Origin of the sequence: Oceanicola sp. S124 (genome assembly GCF_000220565.1) — a bacterium.
In the GTDB taxonomy this organism is placed as follows: domain Bacteria; phylum Pseudomonadota; class Alphaproteobacteria; order Rhodobacterales; family Rhodobacteraceae; genus Pseudooceanicola.
Map to the genome: position 1 here is coordinate 1 of NZ_AFPM01000203.1, position 13152 is coordinate 13152.

The 13152-nt window shown below is 68.7% G+C and carries 8 protein-coding genes; 1 reads left to right on the forward strand and 7 read right to left on the reverse strand.

Going from position 1 to position 13152, the window contains the following annotated elements; all coding sequences use genetic code 11:
* The 4 genes from OS124_RS0114205 to OS124_RS0114220 all read right to left on the reverse strand — a co-directional run.
* On the reverse strand, positions 1–1091 hold a 1091-nt coding region (locus OS124_RS0114205; protein WP_010140389.1), incomplete at its 3' end, for a pyridoxal phosphate-dependent decarboxylase family protein.
* Between the two features lie 62 nt (positions 1092–1153).
* Entirely contained in the window at positions 1154–2029 is an 876-nt protein-coding gene (locus tag OS124_RS0114210) for a transglutaminase family protein (protein WP_010140390.1), read from the reverse strand.
* 2 nt (positions 2030–2031) lie between these two features.
* Positions 2032–4560, reverse strand: a complete 2529-nt coding sequence (locus tag OS124_RS0114215) for a circularly permuted type 2 ATP-grasp protein (protein WP_010140391.1) — start codon at positions 4558–4560, stop codon at positions 2032–2034.
* Positions 4561–4673: 113 nt separating this feature from the next.
* Entirely contained in the window at positions 4674–8084 is a 3411-nt protein-coding gene (locus OS124_RS0114220) for a transglutaminase family protein (protein ID WP_010140392.1), read from the reverse strand.
* A 209-nt stretch (positions 8085–8293) separates the two neighbouring features.
* Here OS124_RS0114220 and OS124_RS0114225 point away from each other — a divergent pair, with 209 nt between their 5' ends.
* Entirely contained in the window at positions 8294–10669 is a 2376-nt protein-coding gene (locus OS124_RS0114225) for a Tex family protein (protein ID WP_010140394.1), read from the forward strand.
* Here OS124_RS0114225 and OS124_RS0114230 read toward each other — a convergent pair whose 3' ends face one another.
* From OS124_RS0114230 to OS124_RS0114240, 3 genes are all read right to left on the reverse strand, one after another.
* The gene (locus tag OS124_RS0114230) at positions 10670–11920 is read right to left on the reverse strand and encodes a TetR/AcrR family transcriptional regulator (RefSeq protein ID WP_010140395.1); all 1251 of its coding nucleotides are present in this window, start codon (positions 11918–11920) and stop codon (positions 10670–10672) included.
* 63 nt (positions 11921–11983) lie between these two features.
* Positions 11984–12325, reverse strand: coding sequence for a hypothetical protein (locus tag OS124_RS27045; RefSeq protein ID WP_138919548.1), 342 nt, complete (start codon positions 12323–12325; stop codon positions 11984–11986).
* A gap of 108 nt (positions 12326–12433) precedes the next feature.
* The coding region (locus tag OS124_RS0114240) for an efflux RND transporter permease subunit (RefSeq protein WP_138919549.1) at positions 12434–13152 on the reverse strand (719 nt) is incomplete at its 5' end.

A 13152-nucleotide genomic window follows, 5' to 3' on the forward strand; every position in this document is an offset into this window, starting at 1 on the left:
CCCTCCAGTCCGTGGAAGCGCAGCAGGAACCACAGTTTTTTTTTTTTTTTCAGCGCCCGGAAGCGGCGGCCAAGCGGCACGGACCACTCGGAATAGTTGACGATATCCTCGGCGCCCGGGGTCTTCAGGAACTCCGGTCGCGCCGCAAGGGTGCGCACCAGCGCTTCGGGGTCCCTGAGGAAATGGGCCGAGCAGTCGAACTGCGCCCCCAGCCACTTGTGCGGATTGAAGACGACCGAGTCGGCGCCCTCGACCCCCGCCCAGAAGTGCCGGAACTCGGGGCAGATCATCGCAGATCCCGCCCAGGCAGCGTCGACATGGGTATAGAGGTCGAATTCCTTCGCCACGGCAATCACCTCAGAGAGGTCATCGCAGCCGCCGATGGAGGTGCCGCCGACGCAGCCAATGACGCCCGCAGGCTGATGCCCGGCGGCGATATCGGCCTCGATCGCGGCCCGCAGGGCGCTGGCATCCATGGCGTGATGCGGCCCCTGCGAGGGAATCTTGACAAGATTCTCGACCCCGATGCCGGAAATCCAGACCGCGCGGTCGATCGAGGTATGCACCTCCTGCGAGGCATAGATGCGCAACTGCGGGAAGGCCTTCAGGCCCCTGTGGTTGGCGCCGAAGGCGGTGGCCCTCTCGCGCATCACCAGCACGGCGGCCAGCGTCGCGGTCGAGGCGCTGTCCTGGATCACCCCGGTGAAGCCCTCGGGCAGGCCAAGCGAGGCGCGCAGCCAGGACATCATGCGGGTCTCAAGCTCGGTCGCCGCCGGAGAGGTCTGCCAGAGCATGCATTGCGCCGCCATGGCCGAGACGAGGTATTCCGCCACCACCGAGACCGGCGCCGCATTGGCCGGGAAATAGGCGAAGAAGCGGGGGTGCTGCCAATGGGTCATGCCCGGCGCGATTATCTGCTCGAAATCGGCAAAGATCGCCTCCATGCCCTCGCCCGCCTCGGGCGGGGCCTCGGGGATCTGGCGCAGGATCTCGCCGGGTTGGGTGCGGGGGCGGACCGGCAGGTCACGCAACCGGCGGCGGTAGTCGGCACCCCATGCGGCGGCGCGGGCAGACCAGGTCTTCAAAGTCATTCATGTCCATGGGGTCAATCGGTAGCCGATCCCCCAGCAGCTGAGAAGGGCTTTCCGCCCCCTCAGACAGCCACCATGTCGACGCCTTGCGAGGTCCTCTGCCCGCCCGCCAGCCGCATCGAGCCCTTCACCGGCGCCACGTCGAAATAGTCCCGTCCGCGCGCGATGACGACGTGATCGGTGCCCGCCAGCATGTCGTTGGTCGGATCGACCTCGACCCATCCCATGTCCTTGCCGCACCAGGCCCTGACCCAGGCATGCATGGCATCTGCCCCTTCCAGCCGCTCCTGCCCCTCGGGCGGCAGGGTGCGCAGGAAGCCACTGACATAGCCCGCCGGGATGCCAAGGCTGCGCAGGGCGCAGATCTGGATATGGGTGAAATCCTGACAGACCCCACGGCGCAGGGCGAAGGCCTCGTCCAGCGGCGTGTCGACCATGGTGGCGGTGGCGTCGAAGGCCATGTCGCGATGCAGCGCGCGGGTCAGCGCCAGGACGCGGGCAAATGTGCTTTCGGCCCCCGCGACAGCCGCCTTGGCCCAATCTGCGATCTCGGGCACATGGGGCACCCGGGGCGAGGGCGGCAGGTAGCCCTGCGGCGCCTCCCCGGCGAGAGAGGGTAGCTCGGCAATCTGCCGCGCCAGCCGCTCGGTCGGCGGAGAGACGTCAAGACCCGGGCCGCCCTCGAAGCGCTCGACCTCGGCCAGCATCTCGAACTCGGTCGCCTCAAGCGGGTCGCGATAGGCGACCTCGGTGCAGATATTGCCGAAGAAGTCGCGCCGGTCGCCCTGTTCGGCGGCCAGCGGGCGGCAGGTAAGCCGGGCGCTGCGGACCTCCTGCACGCCCGGGATCGAGGCAGGCAACACCCGCAGCAGGTGGCGCCCGACGTCGGCGGGGGCGTCGTAGTCGTAGCTGATGCGCAGGCGGATCGAATAGAGCATCGCTACCTCAGGTAGGTTTCGGCCAGCAGCCCCGAGAGATCGGCGCAGGTGGCGGCAATCTGGCTCAGCCGCTCGGGAGAGATCTCCTCGGGGCGGGCGGTGGCCAGTTCGGTCTGCAGCTTCATCACCGCGCGGCGGATCGGCGTGGGCTTGCGCGACAGGTCGTGGGTCAGCTTCTCCAGCCAGTCGAGATGGGTCAGGATGTCATCCAGCTGCGCCAGAACCGAGCGGGGGTAGTTCTCGTCCAGCAGCAGCAGGTCCAGCACCGTCTCGCGGGTGAAGGTCGCCGAAAAGCGCATCCGGTGGGTCATCACCGCGTCACCGGTCTCGATGGCGATCTCGTAGGCGCCAAGCGGCGCGGCGGGGTCGGCGAAGGTCGCCAGCATGCCCGAGGTCGCCCAGGCGCGCTCGATCGCGCGGCCAAGGGAGAGGAAGCGCCAGCCGGTGGCGTGGTACATGTTCTCGTGCACCAGCCCCGAGAAGCCCGAGATCTTGCGCAGCAGCACCGAGAGCGCCCGCGCCGCATCATCGCCGGGCTTCAGGCGCGGCGCCAGGTTGTCGGCGGTGCGCTTCAGGTCGGTCAGCGCGTTCCAGCCGTCAGTCGAGAAACGGTCGCGGATACGACCCGCGCTGCCCATGGCCGCATCGAGGTCGGCGGTCAGCCCCTCGGGCAGCGGGCGCGCGGCCTCGACCCCCATCGAGGCGAGATACTCGGCCAACATCTCGACCAGCGGCATGTCGGCGCGGCCGTATTCTGCCAGCCGCAGGTGGTAGGCCCGTTGCAGGCGGATCTTCTGTTCGACCCTGTCCGAGTAGCGGCCCAGCCAGAACAGGTTGTCGGCGGCCCGCGTCGGCAGGGCGGCAAGCTGTGGCAGCGACATCCGCTCGCCCGTGGTCGCGGCCAGCAGGGTGTCGTCGGGGGCCTGCGGGCCGCCCACCACCCAGACGTCGCAGACCGAGCCGCCGCGCTGCATCGAGACATCCGCCGAGGTGCCGGACTGGCCGATGCGGGCGAAACCGCCCGGCATGACCTGCCAGCCCTGCGCGGTGCGCGTCAGCACCACCCGCAGCGAGGCCGGGCGCGCCACCAGCCTGCCTTCGGACAGCGCGGGCGCGGTCGACAGGGACACGATCTGCTGCGCCGCCAGCCGCCCGCCCTCGCGCGACAGCATCCCGGGATCATAGTCGCTGCCATCGGGGCGCTTGCCGGCGATCACCACCTCCGGAGAATGGTCGAAGGGCAGGCTGGTCGAGAGCGCCCGGTCGATGGTCATCCGACCAGCGTTCTCGCGCACGTAGTCCTGCGCCTCGGCAGAGCCGCACCACCATGTCGCGATGTTCGGCAGGGCAAGGTCGCGGCCCAGAAGGTGGCGGGCAATGGCGGGGATGAAGGCCATCAGGGCGCGGGTTTCCAGCACGCCCGAGCCCGGCGCGTTGACCATGGTCAGCCCGCCCGAGCGCAGGGCAGACAGCAGACCGGCGGTGCCGATCTGGCTGTCCTCGCGCAGCTCCAGCGGGTCCAGCCATTCCGCATCCAGCCGCCGCCAGAGCACAGAAATCGGACGAAGCCCGCCCACCGTGTGCACCATCAGGCGGCCATCGCGCACCACGAGGTCCTCGCCCTGCACCAGCAGGAAGCCGAGGTAGCGCGCGATATAGGCGTGTTCGAAATAGGTGTCGTTCATCGGCCCCGGCGTCAGGATCGCCACGCGGCTGTCCTCTTCGGCGCGAAGCGCCAGCAGGGCGTCGCGGAAGCCCCGGAAGAAGCCCGCCAGCCGCGCCACGTTGCTGTCAGCCATCAGGGCGGGGAAGCTGCGCGCGGTAGCCATCCGGGTCTCGAGCGCGAAACCGGCGCCCGAGGGCGCCTGCGCGCGATCGCCCAGCACCCACCACTGCCCCTCCGGGCCGCGCCCGATGTCGAAGGCCAGCATGTGCAGGTAATGCCCCGAGCGCGGCGCGACGCCGACCATGGGGCGCAGCCACTCGGGGTTGCCCGCAAGCAGCTCAGGCGGCAGCAGACCGTCGGCGACCAGCTGGCCGGACCCGTAGAGATCCGCCATCACCTGTTCCAGCAGGTCGGCACGTTCAACAAGACCGGCGGCGATCTGCTGCCATTCGGCGGCATCGATCAACAGCGGCAGATGCGACAGGGGCCAGTCGCGCTCCTCGTGGCTGTCGGGGCCGTAGTGGCGGAAGAACACCCCCGCATCGCGCAGGTACTGGCTGCCGCGCGCGCAGGCCAGATCCAGCTCTTCGGCGTCCAGCCCGGCCAGCCGGTTCAGGAAATCGCGCCAGACCGGGCGGACGGTGCCGGTCTCGTCCATCAGCTCGTCCGGGACGCCCTCGAAGGGGGCATAGCCGCTGAGCAGCGCGGCCAGCGGATCGTCCGGTGCCGTCTCGGGCGCGGGCGCAGCTTCGGGCCCGGCCTGCGCCGGAGGCTGTGCCTGCTTCTGCCCTTGCGCCTGTTCCTGCCCCTGCACCTGCATCGGCGGCGGGCCATCGGGCACGGGCGGCTGATCGGGCGCGCTCATGCCTGTCCCCTGCCCCTCAGGCGGGTCATCTGGTGATGGCATGGCCTGGGTGTCATTGCCCATCCGCTCCGCAGGAACCTGCCCCGGCGCTTTCGCCGGGGCTTCTGGACCTTCTAAATGCCCGGTGCGCGCCGCAGATCAAGGGTCATCGGGAATTCACGATGAGATATTTCCTGCGGCGGCAGGTAGGCGCCGGGGTTGTGGCCGAAGGGCTGGAAGCGCGCCAGCCGCCGGGCCTCGGCCTCGTTGGCATTGACCGGGAAGGTGTCGTAGTTGCGCCCGCCCGGATGCGCGACATGGTAGGTGCAGCCGCCAAGCGCCCGCCCCGACCAGCTGTCGAAGATGTCGAAGGTCAGCGGCGCCTGCACCGGCAGCACCGGGTGCAGCGCCTCGGGCGGCTGCCAGGCCTTGTAGCGCACCCCGCCGACCGAGGTGCCCGAGCTGGCGGTCTTCACCAGCGGCACCCGGCGGCCGTTGCAGGTGACGACATAGCGCCCCGGATCGGCGGTGGTCAGCTTGACCTGCAGCCGCTCGGTCGAGCTGTCGGTGTAGCGCACCGTGCCGCCGATGGCGCCGGTCTCGCCCAGCACGTGCCAGGGCTCCAGCGCCTGGCGCAGCTCCATGTGGACGCCCTCGTAGTCGACCTCGCCGCAGAAGGGGAAGCGGAACTCCTGCTGGGCCTCGTACCAGTCGGGGCGGAAGTCAAAGCCGTGGCGGCGCAGGTCGCCCAAGACGTCCATGAAGTCTTCCCAGACGAAATGCGGCAGCATGAAGCGGTCATGCAGCGTGGTGCCCCAGCGGGTGAAATCCCCGCCGAGCGGAGCGTTCCAGTAGCGCACCAGCAGGGCGCGGATCAGCAATTGCTGGGCCAGCGACATGCGCGGATCGGGCGGCATCTCGAAGCCGCGGAACTCGACCAGGCCAAGGCGGCCCGTCGGCCCATCGGGCGAGAACAGCTTGTCGATGCAGATCTCGGCCCGGTGGGTATTGCCGGTGACATCGGTCAGGAGGTTCCTCAGCAGCCGGTCGGTCAGCCAGGGCAGCGGCGGCACCCCCTGCCCCGGCGCCGGGATCTGGGCCAGCGCGATCTCGAGCTCATAGAGCGCATCCGCCCGCCCCTCGTCGACACGCGGCGCCTGCGAGGTCGGGCCGATGAAGAGGCCAGAGAAGAGGTAGGACATCGAAGGATGCCGCTGCCAGTGCAGGACCAGCGACTTCAGCAGGTCGGGGCGCCGCAGGAAGGGGCTGTCGTTGGTCGTCGCGCCCCCGACGACGACATGGTTGCCGCCCCCGGTACCGGTGTGCTTGCCGTCGATCATGAACTTGTCTGCGCCGAGGCGGGTCAGCCGGGCCTCTTCATAGACGCCTTCGGTGATCGAGCGGCATTCCTCCCAGCTGGTCGCGGGATGGATGTTGACCTCGATCACCCCGGGGTCAGGCGCGACGCGGATCACGTTGAGGCGCGGGTCGTTCGGAGGCGCGTAGCCTTCGATATGCACCGGCAGGCCGACGGCCTCGGCGGCCTCTTCGGCGGCCGAGAGCAGTTCGAGGTAATCCTCGATGGTGGTCACCGGCGGCATGAAGACGCAGAGGCGCCCATCGCGCGGCTCGGCGGCAAGGGCGGTGCGGACGAAGCCGCCGATGCTTTCGCCGACCTGCCGCTGCTGCTGGCGATCCTGCACATCGGCATCGGCGCGGAAACTGGCACGGGCCTGGCCGCTGTCCGCAGCCTCCAGCCGTGCCTGGATCGCCGCACGTCCCTCGGCACGCGCCTCGGCCCCCGTCGGATGACCCGAGCGGCGCGGACGGCGTTCGAAGTCGGGCAGATCGCCACGGGCGACGGTCGGGTCTGCGGGGTTGATGTAGGGATATTGCGACTCGGGCACATGGGGCAGCGCGTTCAGCGGCATCCGGTAACCGACGGGGCTGTCGCCGGGCACCAGGAAGAGATGCCCGCGCCGGAACTTCCAGACCTCGGTCTGCCAGCGCCCCGAGCTAGACCGCCCCTGCCAGCGCTGGATCGGCAGCACGTAGCCAGAGGCCTTGGTCAGCCCGCGTTCGAAGACCCGCGCAAGGCGGCTGCGCTCTTCGGCATCCTTCAGCTTCGAGTTGGTCGGGCTGACGTTATCGGGCAGCTGCGCCTCCTTCAGGATCCACTCGGCGGGATCCTCGTAAGCGGGCAGGATGCAGTCCTCGTCCACGCCAAGCGCCCCGGCCATCCGCGACAGGAACTCACCGGCCTTTTCGGGCGGGATCTCCTGCTGGTCCTTCTCCATAGCGATCAGATCGGCGTTCTTCCACACCGGCTTGCCGTCCCGGCGCCAGTAGAGAGAGAAGGTCCAGCGCGGCAGCGTCTCGCCCGGGTACCACTTGCCCTGACCGTAGTGCAGGAAGCCGCCCGGCGCGAAACGGTCGCGCAGGCGGCGGATCAGCCCATCGGCCAGCCCGCGCTTCATCGGGCCGACGGCGGCGGTGTTCCACTCTGCCGCCTCGAAGTCGTCGATGGAAACGAAGGTCGGCTCTCCGCCCATGGTCAGGCGCATGTCGGCGGCGGCGATGGCCTCGTCCACCTTGCCGCCAAGGTCGTTCAACGCATCCCAGGCCTCGTCCGAGAAGGGCTTCGAGATGCGTGGATGCTCTGCCACCCGCGTCACCGTCATGTCGAAGTCGAAGTCCACCTCGGGCTCGCCATCCGCCGAGAACCCGCCCGAGATCGGCGCCGCGTTGGAATAGTGCGGCGTGGCGGCCAGCGGGATATGGCTTTCGCCGGTCAGCAGGCCCGAGGTCGGGTCAAGCCCCACCCAACCGGCGCCGGGCAGGTAGACCTCGCACCAGGCGTGCAGGTCGGTGAAGTCGACGTCGGTGCCGGAGGGGCCGTCCAGCGCTTCCAGATCCGGCTTCAGCTGGATCAGGTAGCCCGAGACGAAGCGGGCGGCAAAGCCGAGGTGGCGCAGCAGGTTGATCAGCAGCCACGAGGTATCGCGGCAGGACCCCTTGGCCTTTTCCAGCGTCTCTTCGGGGGTCTGCACCCCGGGCTCCATGCGGATGACATAGCCGATCTCGTCCGCCAGCCGGGCATTGAGGCCGACAAGCATGTCGATGGTGCGCTGTGTCTTGCCGTCGATGGTCTTGAGGAAGGCCTTCACCCGCGCCTCGGCCGGTTCGGGCTTCATGTAGATCGACAGGTCGTCCTTCACCGCCTCGGGGTAGTCGAAGGGGTAGTCCTCGGCCACGTCCTCGATGAAGAAGTCGAAGGGGTTGTAGACCGACATGTCGGCGACAAGATCGACCTCGATCTTGAATTCGCGCACCGGCTCGGGGAAGACGAAACGGGCCAGCCAGTTGCCATAGGCGTCCTGCTGGTGGTTCACGAAATGCTTCACCGGCGAGACCTTCAGCGAATGAGAGATCACCCGGGTACGGGAATGCGGCGCCGGTCGCAGACGGATGATCTGTGGCCCCAGCGTGACCGGACGGTCGTACTTGTAATGGGTCAGGTGATGGATCGCGGCCTTGATCGACATTCCGAAGCCTTCTGGCAATTGCGCTTTGCGCCACGGTTCCACGCTTTGCGCCTTCCATGCAAATGTTTGTGCGGTCCATCCTCCGATGCGGCAAGCGGGGTGCCCCTTCTGCCCGAAGCCTCAGCAGCCCTCCGCCCGCCCTGTTGCCGCCCCTTGGCGCAGGAGGCAGGCAGGGCTATGAAGTGCTTCCCGAGCAGAAGAGGTTTCCCGTGACGACCACCGCCCAGACCGACGCCGCCCCCCGCATCGCCCGCCTGATCGCCACCGAGATCGGTGCCCGCCCCGAGCAGGTCACCGCCGCGGTGACCCTGCTGGACGAAGGCGCCACGGTGCCCTTCGTGGCGCGCTACCGGAAGGAGGTCACCGGCGGCCTGGACGACACGCAGCTGCGCAACCTCGCCGAACGGCTGGGCTACCTGCGCGAGCTTGAGGACCGCCGGGGCGCGATCCTGAAGTCCATCGACAGCCAGGACAAGCTGACGCCCGAGCTGGCCAAGTCCATCGCGGGCGCCGAGACCAAGGCCCAGCTGGAAGACATCTACCTGCCCTACAAGCCCAAGCGCCGCACCAAGGCGATGATCGCCCGCGAGAACGGGTTGGAGCCGCTGGCCGAGGCGATCCTGGCTGACCGCTCTGCCGATCCCGAGGTGCTGGCGGCGGGCTACATCACTGAAAACGTGGAAGATACCAAGGCCGCACTGAACGGGGCCCGTGACATCCTGATGGAGCGTCTAGCCGAAGACGCCGACCTGCTGGGCCGCCTGCGCGGCTACATGCAGGGCAATGCCGTGCTGAGCGCCCGCGTGGTGGCGGGCAAGGAACAGGAGGGCGCCAAGTTCTCGGACTACTTCGACCATTCGGAAGGCTGGGCCAAGGTCCCCTCGCACCGGGCGCTGGCCATGCTGCGCGCCAGCAACGAAGGCATCGTGACGCTGGAAATCGCCCCGCCCGAGGAAGAGGCCGACCGGCCGCTGGACATGGTCTCGGCCAAGCTTTCGGCCTCGGGCGAGGGACCCGGGGACCAGTGGCTGCGCAAGGTGGCGGGCTGGACCTGGCGGGTGAAACTGTCGCTTTCCATGACGCTGGACCTGCTGAGCGAGATGCGCGCCCGCGCCCATGAAGAGGCCATCGCCGTCTTTGCCCGCAACCTGAAGGACTTGCTGCTGGCCGCGCCCGCCGGTTCCAAGGCCACGCTGGGCCTCGATCCGGGCATCCGTACCGGCGTGAAAGCCGCCGTGGTGGACGCCACGGGCAAGCTGCTGGCGACCGATACGCTCTACCCCTTCCAGCCCAAGAACGACATTCGCGGTGCGCAGCACGCAATCCTGTCGCTGGTCGCCAAGCACGGGGTCGAGCTGATCGCCATCGGCAACGGCACCGCCTCGCGCGAGACCGAGAAGCTGGTGACCGAAACCCTGAAGATGATGCCCGATCATGTCACCAAGCCCACCAAGGTGGTGGTCAGCGAGGCGGGCGCCTCGGTCTACTCGGCCTCTGAACTGGCGGCGCGGGAATTCCCGGGTCTGGACGTCTCGCTGCGCGGCGCCGTATCCATTGCCCGCCGCCTGCAGGATCCGCTGGCCGAGCTGGTAAAGATCGAGCCGAAGAGCATTGGTGTCGGCCAGTACCAGCACGATGTCGACCAGCACCGGCTGGCAAAGTCGCTGGAAGCCGTGGTGGAAGACGCGGTGAACGCGGTTGGCGTCGATCTGAACACCGCCTCGGCGCCGCTGCTGGCGCATGTCTCGGGCCTTGGACCGGGGCTGGCCGAGGCCGTCGTGTCGCATCGCGAGATGAAGGGCGCCTTCCGCTCGCGCAAGGAGCTGCTGGAGGTCGCTCGCCTCGGTCCCCGCGCCTTCGAGCAATGCGCGGGCTTCCTGCGCATCCGCGAGGGGGACGAGCCGCTGGATGCCTCCTCTGTCCACCCCGAAGCCTATGGGGTGGCGCGCAAGATCGTCGCCGCCTGTGGCCGCGACCTGCGCCAGATCATGGGCAACGAAGGCGCATTGAAGGGTCTGCGGGCCGAGCAGTTCGTCGATGAGACCTTTGGCCTGCCCACAGTCCGCGACATCTTCTCGGAACTCGAGAAGCCCGGTCGCGACCCGCGCCCCAGCTTCAAGACCGCCAACTTCACCGACGGCGTCGAAGAGATCACCGACCTGCGCCCCGGCATGGTGCTGGAAGGCACGGTGACCAACGTGGCGGCCTTCGGGGCCTTCGTCGACATCGGCGTGCACCAGGATGGGCTGGTTCATGTCAGCCAGCTGGCGGATCGCTTCGTCAAGGACCCGCACGAGGTGGTGAAGGCCGGCGACGTGGTGAAGGTCACGGTGACCGAGGTCGACGTGCCGCGCAAGCGCATCGGGCTGAGCATGAAGAAGGACGGCGGCGCCTCGGCCCGCGACGACAAGCGCGAACGCGACAGCGGTTTCCGCTCGGGCGAGAGAGGCGGCCCGAAGGGGCCGCGCGGCGGTCACGGGGGGCCGCGTGGCGGTCAGGCCGGACCGAAAGGCAAGCCGCAGGGTGGCAGTGATGCCCCCGGCGCCCTCGGTGCGGCGCTGCTCGATGCGATGAAGAAGCGCTGATCAGCGGAAGAAGCCGAACAGGACCGGGCCCGCGTAATCCTCGATCAGGGCGGCGCGGGACGGCCAGCGGTGCACGCGGGTCGACATGTCGACCGAGGAATTGACCAGCCCCATCAGGCATTGCGAGGCGATCAGCGGATCCACCGCGCGCACCGAGCCATCGGCGATCCCGTCCGAGAGCATGCCGGCGAAGCGGCGCGCGATCCGGTCCGAACGGCTGATGGCATGGCTGCGCATCTCTTCCGGCAAGGCCAGCAGGGCAGTGTCGCGCAAAAGCGGCTGCTCGTTGGTCACCTGCAGGTCCAGCAGGCTGGCCAGCGCCGCGCTCAGCCGGTGCCACTGGCTGCCCGGAAGGGCCGACGCGGCGTGTTGCATCGCCGAAACCCGGCTGTAAGAGCGGTCGAAGCAGGCGCGCACCAGGTCGTCCTTGCCCGCGAGATGATGGTAGAAGGAGCCCTTCGACAGCTGCAACTCTCCGGCGATGCGTTCGACCGAGGCGCCGCGATAGCCACGCAGGTTCACCAGTCGGGTCGCGACCCGCAGGTAGGCCTCGACGCTGGTGCCCGGGCTTTCGCCTTCGGGGGGCCCAGAGGCGGGCAGCAGATCCGGTGCCCATTGCGCGCCGGGCACCGCCAGCCCCCGATCCAGCAGATCAAAAAGCCGCGCCTCGACCCGCGGGAAGTCCTCGACGGCGTAAAGCCGCAGCCACGTGCGCGACCAGTGCAGCAGATCGCAGAGAAGCTGGGCCCGCGCCACGGCACGTCCCTTGTCATGAGGCCCGCCTCCGGCCTCTCCGAAGCGCCGGCCGACCCGGGCGACAAGGGCGAAGTACTCGGCGATCAGGCGGGTGCGGGCCGGTTCCTCCAGCGCCCGCATGTCCGACATCACGGTCAGCGGCGCAACCTCGCCGCGGCGGATCGCCAGCGCCAGCTCGAAATTGCGCGCCAGCACTGTGCGCAGGTAGTCGCGCGGCGCGCAGGGGGCGCTGTCAGGCGCCAGCACCGCCTCGAACCGTGCCAGGGCATCCTCGACCGCGGCCTCCGCAAGGTTTTCCTTTCGCCGGAAGTAGTAGGTGACCGAGTTGGTCGACAGGCCGACCATCCCCGCCACCCCGACAAGGGTCAGCCCCTTCAGTCCGCGCTCGGCGATCTGGCGCGCGGCGGCACGGACGATTTCGTCCCGTTTCTGGCGGTAGCGCGTCGTCTCTGGCGCGTCAGGCGCACCGGAGCCCTGGGAGGCAGGCAGGTCCATGCCTCTCGATATCAGTCCCGATGGCAGGTGTCATCCGGCACGAGGGTCGCCCTTCAGGCAAGGTCAGTCGCGCAGGGCGCCCGGCGAAAATTTCCGCGATGGCCCCCGGCGCCAGCGCAGCAGGGCATAGGCCAGCAGTCCGGTGAGCGGCAGGGATGTCAGGTAGGTCAGCAGGGACAGGACAGGGCCCGCCCCGAGGCGATGTGCAAACAGGGCCAGCATCACCCCAAGCAGGCTGCCGGTCAGGGCAAGCAGCAGCCCCCCGCCACCGGGCAGCACTGTTGCAGCCGCCGGGTCATCCGTTCCCTGCCGCATCGTCCGCCCGGCCATCCGTGCGGGCCCACGCCGGGTGGGGCCGTCGTAGTGGCGGCCGAAGGTCGTCTGCTGTTGTCCCGGATATGGCATCGGAGTCCTCCCTTGCTGCACCTGCAAGGATACGCCGCCGGACTTAACAGCCGGTAAGGGGGATCCGCCTTTACCGAGGCGAATCCCTCGTATTTTCACGATCGCGCCTCAGGCGTGATCCGGGGCCTGCGGGAACAGCCGCGACACGCGCCGCCCCAGGCTGTCCATGTAGGTCAGGATCACCGGCACCACGACCAGCGTCAGCAGCGACGACGAGATCAGCCCGCCGATCACCGCATGGGCCATGGGCGCGTTCTGGCCAGAGCCCCCGTGCAGGTTCAGCGCCAGAGGCAGCATGCCGAAGATCATTGCCAGGGTGGTCATGACGATGGGCCGGAAGCGGGTCGACCCCGCCTCGACCAGGGCATCGAAGAGGTGCCAGCCCTGCCGGACATGCTGATTGGCGTTGTCGACCAGCAGGATGGCGTTCTTCACCACCAGCCCCATCAGCATGATGAAACCGATGGCCGAGAACATGTTCAGCGTCGAGCCACCGACCAGCAGGCCCAGCATCACCCCGATCAGCGCCAGCGGCAGCGAGGACATGATCGCCAGCGGCTGCAGGAAGGATCCGAACTGCGAGGCCAGCACGAGGTAGATGAAGATCACCGCCAGCAGCATGGCAGATCCCGCCGCCGCGCCGGTCTCGGCGATATCCTCGGCGTCACCGCCCATGGTGGCACGGTATCCCGGCGGGGTCTGCAGCGCGTCGATCTTCGCCTGCACGCCGGGGGTCACCTCGCCGGTCTTCACCCCGTCGAGGTTGGCTGTCACCCGGACCGACGCGCTGGCGGTCCTCGCGGCTGATCTCGCCGGACCCTCGGTCA